This window comes from Streptomyces sp. (assembly GCF_019510245.1).
Lineage (GTDB): Bacteria > Actinomycetota > Actinomycetes > Streptomycetales > Streptomycetaceae > Streptomyces.
In genome coordinates this window covers 1-16,536 of sequence record NZ_JAEKKT010000234.1, presented here as the reverse complement: position 1 = coordinate 16,536, position 16,536 = coordinate 1, and the positions used below count along the sequence as shown (strand labels likewise).

General features: G+C 68.8%; 11 protein-coding genes, 1 tRNA gene and 2 pseudogenes. 3 read left to right on the top strand and 11 right to left on the bottom strand.

Annotation, left to right across the window (positions count from 1 at the left end; all coding sequences use genetic code 11):
• Positions 1-156: 156 nt before the first annotated feature.
• The 7 genes and pseudogenes from rho to JF597_RS45865 form a co-directional block, all read right to left on the bottom strand.
• A pseudogene (gene rho, locus JF597_RS45895) lies at positions 157-2,199 on the bottom strand (transcription termination factor Rho).
• A 407-nt stretch (positions 2,200-2,606) separates the two neighbouring features.
• Positions 2,607-3,548 (bottom strand): homoserine kinase, encoded by a 942-nt coding sequence (gene thrB / locus JF597_RS45890; RefSeq protein WP_294011049.1) that lies wholly within the window; start codon positions 3,546-3,548, stop codon positions 2,607-2,609.
• A 321-nt stretch (positions 3,549-3,869) separates the two neighbouring features.
• Positions 3,870-4,928, bottom strand: coding sequence for a threonine synthase (thrC, locus tag JF597_RS45885; RefSeq protein ID WP_294011047.1), 1,059 nt, complete (start codon positions 4,926-4,928; stop codon positions 3,870-3,872).
• A gap of 6 nt (positions 4,929-4,934) precedes the next feature.
• Positions 4,935-6,227 carry a homoserine dehydrogenase gene (locus tag JF597_RS45880; protein ID WP_294011045.1) on the bottom strand — a complete coding sequence of 431 codons (1,293 nt, stop codon included), beginning with the start codon at positions 6,225-6,227 and terminating at the stop codon, positions 4,935-4,937.
• 157 nt (positions 6,228-6,384) lie between these two features.
• The gene (gene lysA, locus JF597_RS45875) at positions 6,385-7,776 is read right to left on the bottom strand and encodes a diaminopimelate decarboxylase (RefSeq protein ID WP_294011043.1); all 1,392 of its coding nucleotides are present in this window, start codon (positions 7,774-7,776) and stop codon (positions 6,385-6,387) included.
• Between the two features lie 16 nt (positions 7,777-7,792).
• A complete protein-coding gene (gene nrtL, locus JF597_RS45870; protein ID WP_294011041.1) occupies positions 7,793-8,770 on the bottom strand; it encodes an ArgS-related anticodon-binding protein NrtL in 978 nt (325 codons plus the stop codon).
• A gap of 300 nt (positions 8,771-9,070) precedes the next feature.
• A complete protein-coding gene (locus JF597_RS45865) occupies positions 9,071-9,487 on the bottom strand; it encodes a response regulator (protein WP_294011039.1) in 417 nt (138 codons plus the stop codon).
• Positions 9,488-9,568: 81 nt separating this feature from the next.
• On the opposite strand from JF597_RS45865, the gene JF597_RS45860 reads away from it, so the two are divergent.
• Together JF597_RS45860 and JF597_RS45855 are read left to right on the top strand one after the other, a co-directional pair.
• Positions 9,569-9,640 (top strand) — tRNA-Arg (locus JF597_RS45860).
• 344 nt (positions 9,641-9,984) lie between these two features.
• Positions 9,985-11,286 (top strand): GNAT family N-acetyltransferase, encoded by a 1,302-nt coding sequence (locus JF597_RS45855; RefSeq protein WP_294011037.1) that lies wholly within the window; start codon positions 9,985-9,987, stop codon positions 11,284-11,286.
• 1,686 nt (positions 11,287-12,972) lie between these two features.
• On the opposite strand, the gene JF597_RS55835 is transcribed toward JF597_RS45855, so the two are convergent.
• A complete protein-coding gene (locus JF597_RS55835; protein WP_366916542.1) occupies positions 12,973-13,434 on the bottom strand; it encodes a hypothetical protein in 462 nt (153 codons plus the stop codon).
• 642 nt (positions 13,435-14,076) lie between these two features.
• On the opposite strand from JF597_RS55835, the gene JF597_RS45845 reads away from it, so the two are divergent.
• A complete protein-coding gene (locus JF597_RS45845; RefSeq protein WP_294011034.1) occupies positions 14,077-14,361 on the top strand; it encodes a hypothetical protein in 285 nt (94 codons plus the stop codon).
• Positions 14,362-14,585: 224 nt separating this feature from the next.
• Here JF597_RS45845 and JF597_RS45840 read toward each other — a convergent pair whose 3' ends face one another.
• The 3 genes and pseudogenes from JF597_RS45840 to JF597_RS45830 all read right to left on the bottom strand — a co-directional run.
• Positions 14,586-14,906: a hypothetical protein gene (locus tag JF597_RS45840; RefSeq protein ID WP_294011032.1), complete on the bottom strand. Its 321-nt coding sequence runs from the start codon at positions 14,904-14,906 to the stop codon at positions 14,586-14,588.
• A gap of 96 nt (positions 14,907-15,002) precedes the next feature.
• The gene (locus tag JF597_RS45835) at positions 15,003-16,082 is read right to left on the bottom strand and encodes an MBL fold metallo-hydrolase (RefSeq protein WP_294011030.1); all 1,080 of its coding nucleotides are present in this window, start codon (positions 16,080-16,082) and stop codon (positions 15,003-15,005) included.
• Between the two features lie 191 nt (positions 16,083-16,273).
• A pseudogene (locus tag JF597_RS45830) lies at positions 16,274-16,536 on the bottom strand (carbonic anhydrase); the annotation flags it as partial.

The following is a 16,536-nucleotide window of genomic DNA, read 5'->3' as shown; positions in this document are numbered from 1 at the left end:
TCCGGTCATTTGACCGAAGGGCGCGATCCTACCCCGAGGAGAAAAACGCGAAGGGACCGCTCCCTGCCCTTGCGGGGAGCGGTCCCTTCGAGCGCCCAAAGGGGCGCGGGGAACTGCGCGACCGGCCACGGCGAACCCGCGGCCGAAGTACGACCGTCAGTCGCCGTTACCCGGCGTCGGCGTCGTCTTCTGAATCTGCATCAGGAACTCGGCGTTCGACTTCGTCTGCTTCATCTTGTCGAGGAGCAGTTCGACCGCCTGCTGCTGGTCGAGGGCGTGCAGCACCCGGCGCAGCTTCCAGACGATGGCGAGCTCGTCGGGGGCGAGCAGGATCTCTTCCTTACGGGTGCCGGACGCGTCGACGTCCACCGCGGGGAAGATGCGCTTGTCGGCGAGCTTCCGGTCGAGCTTGAGCTCGGCGTTGCCGGTGCCCTTGAACTCCTCGAAGATCACCTCGTCCATGCGGGACCCGGTGTCCACAAGGGCGGTGGCGAGGATCGTGAGAGATCCGCCGTCCTCGATGTTGCGGGCCGCACCGAAGAAGCGCTTCGGCGGGTACAGGGCGGTCGAGTCGACACCACCGGACAGGATGCGGCCGGAGGCCGGCGCCGCGAGGTTGTACGCACGGCCCAGACGCGTGATCGAGTCGAGCAGCACGACGACGTCGTGGCCCAGCTCCACCAGACGCTTGGCGCGCTCGATGGCGAGCTCGGCGACCGTGGTGTGGTCCTCGGCCGGGCGGTCGAAGGTCGAGGAGATGACCTCGCCCTTGACCGACCGCTGCATGTCGGTGACCTCTTCCGGACGCTCGTCGACGAGGACGACCATCAGGTGGCACTCGGGGTTGTTGTGCGTGATCGCGTTGGCGATCGCCTGCATGATCATGGTCTTGCCGGTCTTCGGCGGGGCCACGATCAGACCGCGCTGGCCCTTACCGATCGGCGACACGAGGTCGATGATGCGGGTGGTCAGCACGCCCGGGTCGGTCTCCAGGCGGAGCCGGTCCTGCGGGTAGAGCGGGGTCAGCTTGTTGAACTCCGGGCGGCCGCGGCCGTGTTCGGGCGCCATGCCGTTGACGGAGTCCAGGCGGACCAGCGCGTTGAACTTCTCGCGCCGCTCGCCTTCCTTGGGCTGGCGGACCGCGCCGGTGATGTGGTCGCCCTTGCGCAGGCCGTTCTTGCGGACCTGGGCGAGGGAGACGTACACGTCGTTCGGACCCGGCAGGTAGCCGGAGGTCCGGATGAACGCGTAGTTGTCGAGGATGTCCAGGATGCCCGCGACGGGGATCAGGACGTCGTCGTCGGCGAGCTGCGGCTCGGCGCCGCCGATCTCGTCACGGCCACGGCGGCCACGACGGTCGCGGTAGCGGCCACGACGGCCACGGCGTCCGCCGTCGAAGTCGTCGTCGTCCTGCGGGCCGGCGTTCCGGTCCTGACGGCCGCCGCCCTGCTGCTGCGGCTGCTGCTGGCGGTCCTGCCGGTCCTGGCGGTCGGAACGGTCCTGACGGCCGCCCTGGCCGCCGCCCTGCTGCTCGTCGCCCTTGTTGCGCCGGTCACGGTCCCGGCCGCGCTCACGGCGGTCGCGTCGGCCACGGCCGTCGTCGCCGTCGGCCCGGGCGTCGCCCTGCTGCAGGGACTGGGCGGGCGTCTCGGGCTTCGGCTAGGTCCTGGCCTCGGCGGCGACGGTCTCGGCGCCGGTGGCGGTGGGGCTGCCGGCCTCGGCGGTGGCCCGGCGACGGCGGCGCTCGGCCGGGGCGTCGTCCCCGTCGCGCTCGGCCTCGCCCGCGCGGCCGGCCGGCTGGCCGGGGATCTCGATCTGCTGCTGGGCCACGGCCTTCTCGGCGGGGGCCTCGGCGGCCTGCTCCGCCTTCTTCCCGGCGGCCTCGTCACCCGTGCGGGCCTTGGAGGTGGCCCGGCGCTTCGGCTTGGTCTCGACGGCAGCCTCGGCCTTGGCGGGAGCTCCGCCTCCGGCCTGGGCCTCCTTGATGACCTCGATCAGCTGGCTCTTGCGCATCCGCGCGGTGCCCCTGATGCCGAGGCCGGATGCGACCTGCTGAAGCTCGGCCAGCACCATGCCCTCGAGGCCGGTACCGCGGCGCCGCCGGGAGCCGGCACCGGAGGCAGGCGCGGAAGCGTCCGTGGCGGGCGCGGCAGCGGTCTCCTCGACACGTGCGCCCATCAGATCGGTGGTGTCGCTCACGAAGGGTCCTTCCCTGGAGCGGACGTCGGCCTGTCTGGCTCGGCGACCGGTTGTGCTGTCCGGCTTTCGGTCCTTGCTTGTGTGGACCGTGCCGGGGCGGTGGTCCGCCAATACGGCGGAAGAAATATCTGGTGACGGCGCTTCCGACGAGCCGTGGCACCCGGTGTCACGTGGCGTGGTAGCACCTGTTCCGGAGCGTGCCCAGCGGCCCTTTCAGTGCCCGGGTACGGCGTACTGCCCAGGTACGTCATACAGAACGCTGAATGGCTTGGGAGACTCCCGGAAGAATGTCTGTCCCGGAGGGGGACACGAAGCACCTCGCCATGGTGAGGTCGGGTGCAGACTTGAGGTTAACACTACCGGATCCAACAAACATTCCCCCTCTCCAAATCCGGCAATCGTGCGCGTCACATGTCACTGGAAGTGTCATGGGCGGGCGCGAGCGGCAGCACGCTCGCTCCCTGGAGGTCGAGGTTCAGCCGGTTGGCGGCCCAGTCCGCACCGGCCAGGGCCTGTACCTTCTCGGCGCTGCCGGCGTCGGCGAGCGCCATCACGGTGGGTCCGGCGCCGGAGATCACGGCCGGGATGCCGTCGGCGCGCAGCCGCTCCACCAGGGCGGCGCTCTCCGGCATGGCGGGGGCGCGGTACTCCTGGTGCAGGCGGTCCTCGGTGGCGGGCAGCAGCAGCTCGGGGCGCCGGGTGAGGGCCTCGACGAGCAGGGCGGCACGGCCCGCGTTGGCGGCGGCGTCGACGTGCGGCACGGTGCGCGGGAGCAGTCCGCGCGCGGTCTCGGTGAGGACCGGCTTCCCGGGCACGAAAACCACCGGAACGATGGAATCGTTGGGCTCCATCCTGATCGCCCGGGCGGCGCCGGACTCCATCCAGGAGAGCGTGAAGCCGCCGAGCAGGCAGGCCGCGACGTTGTCGGGGTGGCCCTCGATCTCGGTCGCGAGCTCCAGCAGGGCCGCGTCGTCGAGCCGGGCCTCGCCGCCTATGGTCACCGCACGCGCGGCGACGATGCCGGCGCAGATGGCGGCGGAGGAGGAGCCGAGGCCACGGCCGTGCGGGATGCGGTTGGCGCACACGATCTCGAGGCCGCGGGGCTGTCCGCCCAGCAGGTCGAAGGCGGTGCGCAGGGAGCGTACGAGAAGGTGGCTCTCGTCACGCGGCAGCGTCTCACTGCCCTCCCCCGCGATGTCGATGTGCAGCCCGGAGTCGGCCACCCGGACGACGACGTCGTCGTAGAGCCCCAGCGCGAGGCCCAGGGCGTCGAAGCCCGGGCCGATGTTGGCGCTGGTGGCGGGGACGCGCACCCGGACGGCGGCGGCGCGGAACGCTGGACCGGCCATCGCTCGATGACTCTCCTTGAGCTGCGTGATGGTCGAATGACATTCGATAGGTACGTGGGGGGACCCTCGGGCCGTGGAGACGGCGCGGCGCCGCGCCATATGCGGAGGCATATGCAGCGGGCGGGTTCGGTACAGCCTATCGAAGGAAGGTTCTGTGGCGACATAGGGCGCACAGGAGGCGCACGATGCGTGTCGTAAGCCCCCTGTGCCCCCTCCGTAGGGAGTTCCCTGTCCGGGACGCCGCAGGGTGTCGGCCGGTTGCCCGGCCGGGGTTGCTCAGGTACTCCTCGAGTGTTTCTCGAGTACCCCTCGAGCCGTGCTCTAGGCGAGCCCGAGCCGCTCGGCCGCGGCGGCCGCGTCGACCGGCACGGTGACCGGCTGCGGGGCGCCGGCGACGGCCCAGTCGGGGTCCTTCAGGCCGTTGCCGGTGACCGTGCAGACGATGCGCTGGCCGGGGTCGACCTTGCCCTGCTCGGCGGCCTTGAGCAGACCGGCGACGGACGCGGCGGAGGCGGGCTCCACGAAGACACCCTCCTGGGCGGCCAACAGCCGGTAGGCGCGCAGGATCTCACGGTCCGTCACCTCGTCGATGAGGCCCTCGGACTCGTCCCGGGCCGCGAGCGCGAACTGCCAGGAGGCGGGGTTGCCGATGCGGATCGCGGTGGCGATGGTCGAGGGGTCCTTGACGATCTCGCCGCGCACGATAGGGGCGCTGCCGGAGGCCTGGAAACCCCACATGCGGGGCGTCCGGGTGGAGATGCCGTCACCGGCGTACTCCTTGTACCCCTTCCAGTACGCGGTGATGTTGCCCGCGTTGCCGACCGGCAGGACGTGGATGTCGGGCGCGTCACCGAGCATGTCCACGATCTCGAAGGAGGCCGTCTTCTGGCCCTCGATGCGCACCGGGTTGACCGAATTGACCAGCGCCACCGGGTAGTTCTCGCTCAGCTTGCGGGCGAGGGTGAGGCAGTCGTCGAAGTTGCCGTCGACCTGGAGGATCTTCGCGCCGTGCACCAGGGCCTGGCCCATCTTGCCGAGCGCAATCTTGCCCTGCGGGACGAGCACCGCGGAGACCATGCCCGCGCGCACGGCGTACGCGGCGGCGGAGGCGGAGGTGTTGCCCGTGGAGGCGCAGATCACAGCCTGCGCGCCCTCCTCCTTGGCCTTGCTGATGGCCATGGTCATCCCGCGGTCCTTGAAGGATCCGGTCGGGTTCGCGCCCTCCACCTTCAGGTGGACCTCGCAGCCCGTGCGCTCGGAGAGCACCTGCGCGGGCACGAGGGGCGTGCCGCCCTCACGGAGCGTCACGACCGGCGTGGTGTCGGAGACGGGCAGCCGGTCCCGGTACTCCTCGATGATTCCGCGCCACTGGTGGGTCATTGCTGGTTACTCTCCTTCAACCCGCATGATGCTGGCGACACCCCGCACGGTGTCGAGCTTGCGCAGCGCCTCGACGGTCCCGGAGAGGGAGGCGTCGGAGGCCCGGTGGGTGACGACGACGAGGGAGGCCTCGCCGTCCTTGCCGGTCTGCCGAACCGTATCGATGGAAACCCCGTGCTCGGCGAAGACGGTGGCGACCTGGGCGAGAACACCCGGTTTGTCGGCGACGTCGAGGCTGATGTGGTAGCGGGTGACGACATCGCCCATGGGCGACACGGGCAGACCGGCGTACGCCGACTCGCCGGGCCCCGTTGCCCCGCTGAGCCGGTTGCGGCAGACGGCGACGAGGTCGCCGAGGACCGCGGAGGCGGTCGGGGCGCCACCGGCGCCGGGACCGTAGAACATGAGCTGCCCGCTCGCGTCGGACTCCACGAAGACGGCGTTGTAGGCGCCGCGCACGGAGGCGAGCGGGTGGGTCAGCGGAATCATGGCGGGGTGCACGCGGGCCGTCACCGAGCCGCCGTCCTCGGCGCGCTCGCAGATGGCGAGCAGCTTGATGGTGCAGCCCATGTTCTTGGCGGAGGCGAAGTCGGCGGCCGTGACCTCGGTCATGCCCTCGCGGTAGACGTCGTCGAGCCGCACCCGGGAGTGGAAGGCGATGCCGGCGAGGATCGCGGCCTTGGCGGCGGCGTCGAACCCCTCGACGTCGGCGGTCGGGTCGGCTTCGGCGTACCCCAGCGCGGTCGCCTCGTCGAGGGCCTCCTGGTAGCCCGCCCCCGTGGAGTCCATCTTGTCGAGGATGAAGTTGGTGGTGCCGTTGACGATGCCGAGCACCCGGTTGACCTTGTCGCCGGCCAGGGACTCGCGCAGCGGCCGGATCAGCGGGATGGCACCGGCGACGGCGGCCTCGTAGTAGAGGTCCTTGCCGTGCTGCTCGGCGACCGCGTGCAGGGCGGCGCCGTCCTGGGCGAGCAGGGCCTTGTTGGCGGAGACGACCGACGCGCCGTGCTCGAAGGCGGCGGTGATGAGGGTGCGGGCGGGTTCGATCCCGCCGATGACCTCCACCACGACGTCGATGTCGCCGCGCTTGACGAGCGCGGTGGCGTCGGTGGTGACCAGGTCCGGGTCGATGCCCTCACGGACCTTGGAGGGCCGCCGTACGGCGACACCGGCCAGCTCGATCGGGGCGCCGATCCGCTGGGCGAGGTCGTCGGCGTGCGTCGTCATGATGCGTGCCACCTCTGAGCCGACGACCCCACAGCCCAGCAGCGCCACCTTCAGCGGACGCGTACGCATCATCCGACCTCGTTTCCTCATACCGTCTACGGTTGGACCAGTCTCACTCACCGGACGGCAGTTTCTACCCTTCGTCCGGATCGTGAGACATCTATTTCATTGTGCGGCGATGGCAGACAGGAGATCTTCCTCCTGCGCCGTCCCCCTGCTCATCCGTCTGTCATCCGACGTCGAGCCGGAGCAGGTCCTCCTCCGTCTCCCGCCGGACGATCACCCGGGCCTCGCCGTCCCGCACCGCGACGACGGGCGGCCGGAGCACGTGGTTGTAGTTGCTGGCCATGGAACGGCAGTAGGCGCCGGTGGCCGGTACGGCGATGAGGTCACCGGGTGCCAGATCGCCCGGCAGGAACGCGTCCTTCACCACGATGTCCCCGCTCTCGCAGTGCTTGCCGACGACGCGGGCGAGCATCGGCTCGGCGTCGCTCGTCCGCGACACGAGGGCGACGCTGTACTCGGCGTCGTACAGCGCGGTGCGGATGTTGTCGGACATGCCGCCGTCGACGGAGACGTAGGTGCGGAGGTTGTCGAGCGGCTTGATGGTGCCGACCTCGTAGAGCGTGAAGGCGGTGGGGCCGACGATGGCGCGGCCCGGCTCCACGGAGATCCGGGGCGTCCGCAGCCTGGCGGCCTCGCACTCCCGCGTCACGATCTCGGTGAGCGCCTTGGCGATCTCGTGCGGCTCGCGCGGGTCGTCGTCACTCGTGTACGCGATCCCGAGCCCGCCGCCGAGGTCGATCTCGGGCAGCTCGACCCCGTGCTCGTCCCGGATGTCCCTGAGCAGCCCGACGACGCGGTGCGCGGCGACCTCGAAGCCCGACATGTCGAAGATCTGCGACCCGATGTGCGAGTGGATCCCGATGAGCTCGAGCCCGTCGAGCTGCAGCGCCCGCCGCACGGCCTCCGCGGCCTGCCCGCCGGCCAGCGGGATCCCGAACTTCTGGTCCTCGTGGGCGGTGGCGATGAACTCGTGCGTGTGCGCCTCGACACCGACGGTGATACGAATCTGCACGCGCTGCCGCGTGCCGAGTTCCTGAGCGATGTGGGCGACCCGCACGATCTCCTGGAAGGAGTCGAGCACGATCCGCCCGACCCCGGCCTCGACGGCCCGGCGGATCTCCCCCTGCGACTTGTTGTTGCCGTGGAAGGCGATCCGCTCGGCGGGCATGCCCGCGGACAGGGCGGTGGCCAGCTCCCCGCCGGAGCACACGTCCAGGTTCAGCCCTTCCTCGTGCAGCCAGCGCACGACGGCCCGGGACAGGAACGCCTTCCCGGCGTAGAACACATCGGCGTCCGGCCCGAAGGCGGTGCGCCAGGCGCGGGCCCGGGCCCGGAAGTCGTCCTCGTCGAGGACGTAGGCGGGAGTGCCGAACTCCTCGGCGAGGGACTTCACGTCGACACCGCCGACGGTGACGACGCCGTCGGCGTCCCGGCCGACGGTCTGGGCCCACACCTTGGGGTCGAGGGCGTTGAGATCGGTGGGCGGGGCGGCGTAGTGCCCCTCGGGCAGGACATCGGCGTGCCGGGGCCCGGCGGGGTGCGCGGAACGGCTCATTGCTCTTCGGGCTCTCTCAGAGGTGATCGGGTGCGTCGATGCCGAGCAGGGACAGGCCGCCGGCCAGCACCGTCCCGGCGGCTTCGGCGAGGGCGAGCCGGGCGCGGTGGGCGGCCGAGGGTTTCTCGTCGCCACGGGGCAGCACGGTCGGCAGGAAGGGCAGCGCGGCATCGGCGACGGTGACGAGGTGCCGGGCCAGCCGGTCGGGGGCGCGGTGGGTGGCCGCGCCGGTGAGGATGCGGGGGTAGTCGGCGAGGGCGGTGACGAGACCGCCCGGGGCGTCGGGGACGTCGCCGGGCACGGCACCGAACCCGAGCCGCCCCGCTCCCCGCCCGACGGCCCGCGCCCGGGCGTGCGCGTACCGCACCCGGAACAGCGGGTTGCTCTCCCGCTGCACGAGATGATCGGCGGTGATCCTGGGACGGTCGTGCGCCGCCGGATACAACAGCGCCCACCGGGCGGCGTCGGGCCCGAGCGGCGCCGGGTCCTCCGGCGCCGGAACGGGCCGCAGACTCACCGGCTCACCGTGATCGACCTCACCCCGCCCGCCCTGGGTCGCGACGATCCTGACCACCGCGTCGGCGACGACCTCGGCCCGGACGTCGTACGGCACCCGCAGCGCGACGACCTGCCCGGCGAGGGCGTCGCCGTGGCCGTAGCCGGCCCCGCGGCTGCGGATCTCGCCGACCAGCGCGGCGGTCGGGGACGAGGAGGAACTGAGGGAGATGTTGAGGAACCCGGGCCCGGTGACGACGACGTCCTCGACGCCGGTCACGTCCGCGAGGTGGGGCACCAGGATTTCGGCGACCCGCACCGGCGGCTGCCCGGCGGGCCCGGCGAGCTGCAGCGCGACGTTGGTGGCGTAGTCCCCGCATCCGCCCGGCCCGGGCGGCGTCACCACGACCCGCTCCGGCACGGCCACCCCGAGCTCCCCCGCCTCCACGGCACGACGCACCGCACGCAGCACGGTACGGGAGAGCTCGAGGGGAGTCACGGGACAAGCGTAGGGGAGGAAGGGGGTGGGTATGCGAGCAGGTTTGGAGGGCGTTCCGGTATGTGGACGCGGTCTGGCCGGGGGCTTGGCGCGGGGGTGCCTGGCCCCGGGGGTGCCGGGGGTGCCGGGGGTGCCGGGGGTGCCTGGCCGGAGGCGTGCCGCCGCCGGCGGGACATGGAGAGGCGGAGAGGCGGGGGCGCCTGGCACAGGAGGGACGGAGAGGCGGGGAGCACCTGGCCCCGGGACATGGAGAGGCGGGGGGCGCTTGGCCCCGGGGGACCGCGGATAGTCGCGGGCGGGTTACGGATAGGCGGGGTTGCCCCCAGCCCGCTCCCCCGACAACCGGACGTCCTCCCCCTCGGCCCGGCCCCGCCGCCGCTCGATCAGCCCCCGCACCAGCTGGACGAGTTCAGCGGGCTCGAAGGGCTTGGCGAGAAACGCGTCGACGCCGACGTCGAGACCGGTCTCGACCTCGTACTGCGTGCACGCACTGACGATGGCGAGTGGAAGATCGTGGGTACGCGGATCGGCACGCAGCTGGGCGGCGGTCCGCAGCCCGTCGAGCCGGGGCATGACGACATCGAGGGTGACCACGTCGGGACGCACCCGATGAACGACATCCAGACACTCGGCACCGTCGGCCGCGGTCACGACCTCGATACCCTCCAGCTCGAGATTGACCCTGATCAGCTGCCGGATGACCTTGTTGTCGTCCACAACAAGCACCCGTCCCCTGATCACCCCGACCGAGCTGGTAGTGTTCTACCCGTCGCCGCGAGCAACAGCTCAACGCCAGACGCCCCCGTAGCTCAGGGGATAGAGCAACGGCCTCCGGAGCCGTGTGCGCAGGTTCGAATCCTGCCGGGGGCACTCGCCCAGGATCAGCAGAAATCAGGCGCTGACCAGGGCGGATGCCGACATGAAAGAGCGGGAGACAGTCTCACTGTCTCCCGCTCTTTCTCGTTGTTGCGCACTGATCGCGTGTGAGGAGCGTGTGGGGCACACCCCGCCGGCCACCACCCTTCCTTGTGGCTCGCCGCTAGATCTGGCGCGCGCCTGGCGCAGCTGCCTGCTGAGTGCAGCTCATGCCGAGCAAGCGTGGCCTCCTACTGGTGGATGGTCCGTCCCAGATCTCGCCCCGCGCTCTTCCCGAGGCTTGCAGCGACAGGAATGATCAGTCCGAACGATCCGGCTAGAGCCATGGAGCAGAGCGCATGACCGAGCGGACATTCCACCTTGTCGCTGATCCGAGCAGTCGTGACACCAGGAAGGTCCGGGTTCGCGCCTCACGCTGGTTCGCCACTGTCCAGCTCGACCGAGATAGTTACGTTGATGCCGCGGCCGCGCGGGGCGACGAACCAGATCTACCTGCGGACTACGTAGAGGCAGTCGACAAGGCGCGTGACGCGGCCATGGACTGCATTCGGTATGACGGTTACCAAGGCGTCTTCTACCTTGGGAGCGGTCCGCGTTGGATCGAATTATGCGCTCGTTTCCGAGATGTCGAGGCTACGGTCGAAGCGTTGCGCGCAGCCGAGCTCGACCACGACTACAGCGGACTGCACGCACTCGCCGACCGGCTCACATTACCCATTGACGAGTGGCTATCTCCCGGTGAGCGAGAGCTGATCCGCGGAGTGGACTTTGACCCACCTCCTAGGGCGTTCTTGAGGTTCCTGCGCGCCAAGGCCACAAAGCGGGGTTTGCGTCTCAACGGTCGGGCGACGGCTGGCAGCGTGTGGGTTCGCCCTACACTGTCCGCGGCTCAGAAGCAGATTCGCGAGATGCTCCCCGAACGGTATCAGGGGTGGGTGGACCGTTGGACCGGCTACATCGAATCGGAGCATGCACCCTTCCGGCCTTGGGTCGGAGGTAGTGACGAGGACCTGAGCCGCGGTGCGATCCCAGTCCAGTTCCGGCAGTTGGAAGCGGTGAGTGGTGGCGAGTGCCCGTGCGGCATGCGCCTTCAAGATGTGGAGGATGATGACAACACCCACCGCGTACATCATGCGAATTGGGCGCTAGGCATTCGGGTGCCGAGAAGCCTCAACTGGTGGGGTGATCTGGTAGTGGTCACTACACAGTCGCCCATTTCGTGGCGGAAGTTGGCCTATCAGGTGGCGCGCATGCCGCAGAGGGAGGACAACTACGACTTCCCCTCGTGGTCCCACATGGGCGAGCCCGAGGAAACTTCGGACAACTATCGCGCATACCTGTTGAAAGTGGACGGGCGCATCGTCGGCTACGTAGCAGCTCACGACACTACCGAGCATCGCCGCTGGGATTTGGCCGATGGGTCAAAGTACGGAGTAGAGGACGCCACCCTGCGCCCCCGAATCATCCTCATTTGGGTAGCAGACGCTTACCGGCACCGCGGCATTGGTGCCACGCTCGTACAGGCACTCGCCACCGACTTTGGATGCAAGGTTGCGGATGTGTCCTGGTCGACTCCGGTGAGCACTGCGGGCCAGCGCCTTGCACGTCGACTTTCGCCCGACGGCATCTGGGTCAGCTGATCGGCCTTGCAGCGCTTGGTGGCCTGCTCTGGCGCGCGGCAGGCGGGTGAATGGCCACCGCTTTAGAATGTCGTCGACGAGAGCAGGCTGCGGCCGGCCGGGCCGTGGGGGACGGACTGGAGCCGAACGCCTCGCAAAGCCTTCAAGGTCGACCCGGCGTGATGCCTAGCAGGATGCCAGTTTATGCTGCCACATCAATCCAGGGGGCGCAGGCGTCTTTAATGCTCTCCATTTGGAGATTCAATTCTTCCCACTTAGTTCCTGGAGGTGCCTCTCCTGAAGCAACTTCGACCAGCTCTCGAATTAGCGCCTTCTTTTGGTGTCTAGGAAGGATCGTAGCGCCACCCTTATATCCTGTATTTAGGCGTGTCTTCAAGGCAACGTTAAGCCTATCTGCCGCCCGTATCATGCCTTGTCGTTTATCTATGGACTCAACATCTGTGGAGGCAGAGGCTGTTGCGGCGGACAATCCCTCATAAGCCCGCTGAACCGCCTGGGCTGCCACCCAAATGGACGTGCACACCTTTCGCGCGCGAGTGCTCACCTTGTTTACGGCGACAAGCGACGCGAGCAGAATTGATGCACTTAAAGTAAGTCGCGCAGGGAAAGCAAATCCATGTCTGGGAATTCCTGATATCACAAGGGCTGCCCCCACCGCTAGTGCCAATATTGAAACGCAGTGAAAGTAGACCTCTGCTGCCACATGTGATCGCATTGACTTCCAGGGGTCAGACCAGTTTTGCGTATGCCTGATACCGAGGCGGAAGATCGCGAATGACATTAGTACGATCCCGGCGATAACCCGTCTCTGGTGCGCACAAAAGAACCCCACCGCTACTAGGGTGATCGTTAGCGTCAGTACGAGAAATATCGACGCCAATGATCTGCCCGCCACATACCGTTCCACTTGGCCGCGAGTGAATACGGATGCAGCAGTGCTGAGAACGCAAAAAGCAACAGTGCCTATACTATAGAGGAGCACCTCGCGATCACTAAAGCCACCGTTCCAGCCGCCTTCAGCACCTGCGATACGTGCGCCCAGTGCTGAAATCAGGAATGTCAGCAGGGTGGATAGGATTACAGATACAATAGATGTAAGCCCGTTGCGGAGAATGTGTTTTCTGATTCCGCTAGAATCGCCTGCTTCGCTCTGCTCTGACGCGCGATTCGATGGCTCGCCGCCACTTGACGGGTCTGTAAAGTCTCTCATTAGGAACCCCCAGGGTGGCACTGCAGCCGTATTTGCACTCGTGCATGGACACTGAGTTGGAAATCTCGGGGGGACGGCAGAGATGGCGCGCGCTTGAAGCTCCGTCACTTCTAGGACAGCACACGACTGAGGAGAATGCATGCCGAGACCCCAAGGAGCTCCCATGGCTTGAGTGATCATGGCCTCGTAAGCTTCCGACGCGTCGGGCGGTCTGTGGGTCTGCCCGATAAAGCACGACGTTGGGGTCATGATCTACGAGGCTCGCGCCGAAGTTGCTGCTAAAAGCCATGGAACGGAGCGCCCCAGCCACGACATACCCCTTCTCTGGCATCAGGCGGCTGATTGTATGAGCGTGGCACGGGCGCCGTCCGGGCTGGAGCGGGGCGGAGACAGGAGCCAGGCCCGGCCGGCGCCCGGGCCGCGCGCGGTGAGCGGAGCAAGCCGCCTTGAACAGGCAGAGAGATTTGTTACTCGGTTCAGCACCCGCTCGGGGACGGTGGGAGTGCTCTATCGACAGAGGCGACACTCGGGTCGTCGGACGCCGCCTCGGCACCCTCCGCCAAGGGGTCCTCCCATCCCATGGCCTTTTCGATCTTCTTGTTGTTCTCTTCCTCGCTGTCGTCGATGACGCCCGCGTATCGGCGGTGGATGACCTCCGGGGAGTTGCCGGCGCGCCGGGCCACCTCGGCTACCGCGAGGCCAGCGCGGAGCCAGTTTGTAATGCAGGTGGCGCGGAGGTGGTACGGCTTCCGAGCCAAGGGCGAGGCCACCTTGTCCGGCGGGAGCGCCAGCGGTCTGGCTTCCTGCCACACCCGCCAGTAGCTGGAGGTGCCGAGCAGGTCCCCCCGTTCGTTGGGGAAGAGCCGCCCGTCCTTGGCCGTGCCGAACTCTTTCAGGTGCGCTCGGAGCATCGCCACCAGAACGGGCGGAATAGGCACCGGCCGGTCCGTGCCCGGCTCCCGTGACTTCAGCCCCCGCCTGTCGTGTCGCTCGCCCGAGTCGGTCCACTTCTTGCCCGAGATCGGACGGGTCGCCCAGAGAGTGAGCGTCCCCCATCCCTTGTCGGGGAGATGGCAGTCAGACAACCGGAGTCCGACCACTTCGGCCGGGCGCATCGCCGCGTACAAGATGCACGCGAAGAAGGCGACCAGGCGCCGCCCCCGGTTGCGGTGCACCGAGCCGACATAAGTTGCTTCGGGACGAAGAGGTCACTCAGTTCGGGTGCGTTCCACGACCAACAACACTCCGGTCTGTCCAGAGTGCCGCCGGCCTGTGGAATCTGGCGGCCTGGTGCTCTCCAAGCGAGAGGACGACGGCCGACGGACTTGCCGGGCGTTGTGGCGGTGTGCGGACCGGCACGCGTGGTGGCACTGGGCGGACCGGCCGGACGATCCGTTGGAGGTCTGCCCAGTTCCGGAACTGTTTCGGTGACATCCAACGCTGACATCAACGAGCCCGGACGGCGGCATACGTCAACACCCCCGCACGACCTCCGGAGCTGCCCAAGACGGCCCCAGGGGCGGGCGTGGATCGAACTCCTGAAGCGGTGCTCGACACCCGGCGGGTGAGAACATCTGTGGATGGCAGATGCACGGCTACCTCCAGGGTGGACCCTTCCGCAGATCCGCGACGTATCCGGGGATCGAGAGGCTGTCGCGCTGGTTCCAGACCGGATGGTGAAGGGGGTGGCCGGCACCGGCGGCAACGAGGTTCTGCACCCCGAGATCATTCTCGGGTTCCACGGCCTGTGCCTCGTGAAGCCCCTCCATGACGACGACTGGTACATGGGCAGCCTGTACGACGACGGCAGCATTGACTGCTGGGCAGCCTACGGCGATCTATACGAGGCGCTGCGCGGTTTGTAGGGACCGGCCGGTCGCTCTTGGCCTCCCTCGCTCTCAGCCCGCGGCGGTCGTGACGCTCCCCGGAGTCGGTCCACGGCCCGCTCAACTCGCGACTACGCCGAAGCCCTGGGGTTCCCCCTAGTCGGCGGTGACCCCCCCAGTAGCCGATCTGCGCGGGCCTGCCGTCGCGGTAGAGCACTGTGCAGTTCCCCTGGGCGCGGCTGGGGAAGTCCAACTGCTCGGAATCAAGTGCGGCGCCCCACTCCTCGTAAGTGGGTCGGCCGTGAGGAGCCCACGCTCGCTCGGACCTCGACATCGGTCAGCGGCCGCATGAACGGACCGTCGTCGGTGTCAGCCGCCTCGATCATGAGAGGGAAATCCAACACGGTGCCCGTGCCACCGGTATAGATGTACTCCTGCCACTCCGGGTCTTGCCACAGCTCCTCGACGGACCGCCCCTCGAAGCCGTGGTTGTCCCGCGCCAGCTCGTCTTCCTGCGCCTGCCGGAACGCGGCCGCCAAATCACGCTGATACGGGCCCACATGAGTCCATTCGTTACCGCCCATCCGCATCCCCTCTCCATTCGAACTGCTTGTTCAACAGCGGAGCGTAAGAGACGGCGCTGACAGGGCACCCCGCCTGCTGGACCGGTTGAGCCGAAGTCAGGTAGCAGCCGCCTGGCCGGCGTTGAGTGTGTAGGTGGTCCCCACGCTGGTCTGCACCCATGCCTCCGGGAGGGCCGCGGCGAGGGTGTGCTGGGCGCGCCAGCCGGTGCAGTGGCCGGGGACCATGAGGGCGGGGGCGAGTTCGGTGAGGGCGGCCACCGTGGGGGCGATGACCGGCTCGAAGGCGGGGCCGCTCAGGTGGAAGCCGCCGATGAGGGCCAGCAGTCTGGTGACGCCGGTCAGCCTCATGGCGTGGCGGACGATGTTGACCACTCCGGCATGGCCGCACCCCGTGACGATGACGAGCCCCCGGCCGCGCACGTTGATGACGAGTGCCTGGTCGTCGATGACGGTGGGGTCGTGCCGCCAGCCGTTTCCGTCCCAGGCCTGGTGCGCCTGCGGCATGCCGTGCTCGAAGTCGGTGACGCGGTCCACCTCGCCGGTGATCAGGATGCGGCCGGCCAGCAACGACGGCTGCCGTCGCTCGATCACCTCGAACCCCTCGCGTTCCAGGGCACCCCGCGACAGCGTGGGCAGCTCCAGGCCCTGGCCCGCGGGCAGTTGCAGACGGCGGCGGGTCCAGATCGCGGGGTGGACGGTCAGCGGCAGGCCGGAGCGCCCGCGCAGCCGGGCCAGGCCGTCGAAGCCGCCCGCGTGGTCGAAGTGGCCGTGGCTGAGTACGACGCCCTGCAGGCCGCCGACGTCGATGCCGAGGCGCTCGGCGTTCACCGCCAGTGCGTCCGGTGACGCGCCGGTGTCGAACAGCAGCGTGCTGCTCGCGTTCCCGTTCCGGACGGTGACCAGAGCGGAGAAGCCGTGCTCGGCGCGCAGTCCCGCGAGGGTCTCGCCGCCGGCGAACTGCCGCACGGCGGTCCGTCCGGCTCCCATCGACGCCCGGGTGACGCCTTCGGCCGAGGTCAGCAGGGCGTCGGAGGTGTTGTCGACCATCGTCGTGACCCTGACCTCGTCGACCTCGGGCAGCGTCACCGGGTCGACGGCCGGTCCCTCCGCGACGCGGGGCGCCGACCATGCCGCCTCTGCCGCCTCTGCCGTCGAGTGCCCGTGGTCCTCGCACATGTCAGAAAGCGCCTCCCCGCCGATATGACCTTCCGGCGAAGCGGCCGGACGTGCAGCCAGCCAAGCAGTCGGGCAGGTGGCCGGACAAGAGGTCGAGGGAGCAGGTGCCGGGGCAGGCCGCAGGGCCACGGCGGGCGTTGCGGGCGGGCCGGGCGTGGGCGTCGCGCGGTGTCATGCTTCCGCCCACGCGGTCATGCTTGCGCCCGCGCGGGCGGTACGACGACGTCGACGAGCCCGGTGGCCACGTCGTACACGAGCCCTGAGACGAAGACTCCGGCCGGAAGCTTCTGCCTGAGGACGGCGACGTCGACGCGGACGGCGGCGGGCGGGTCGGTGACCGCCTTGCTGTCCAGGTCTCCGGGCGGCACCTCGAAGTAGTCGGACAGCAGGTCGGGGAACGCGGCCAGGTCCGTGATCCCGCAGTCGGTGTGGTGCAGGACGGCATAGTGGACGT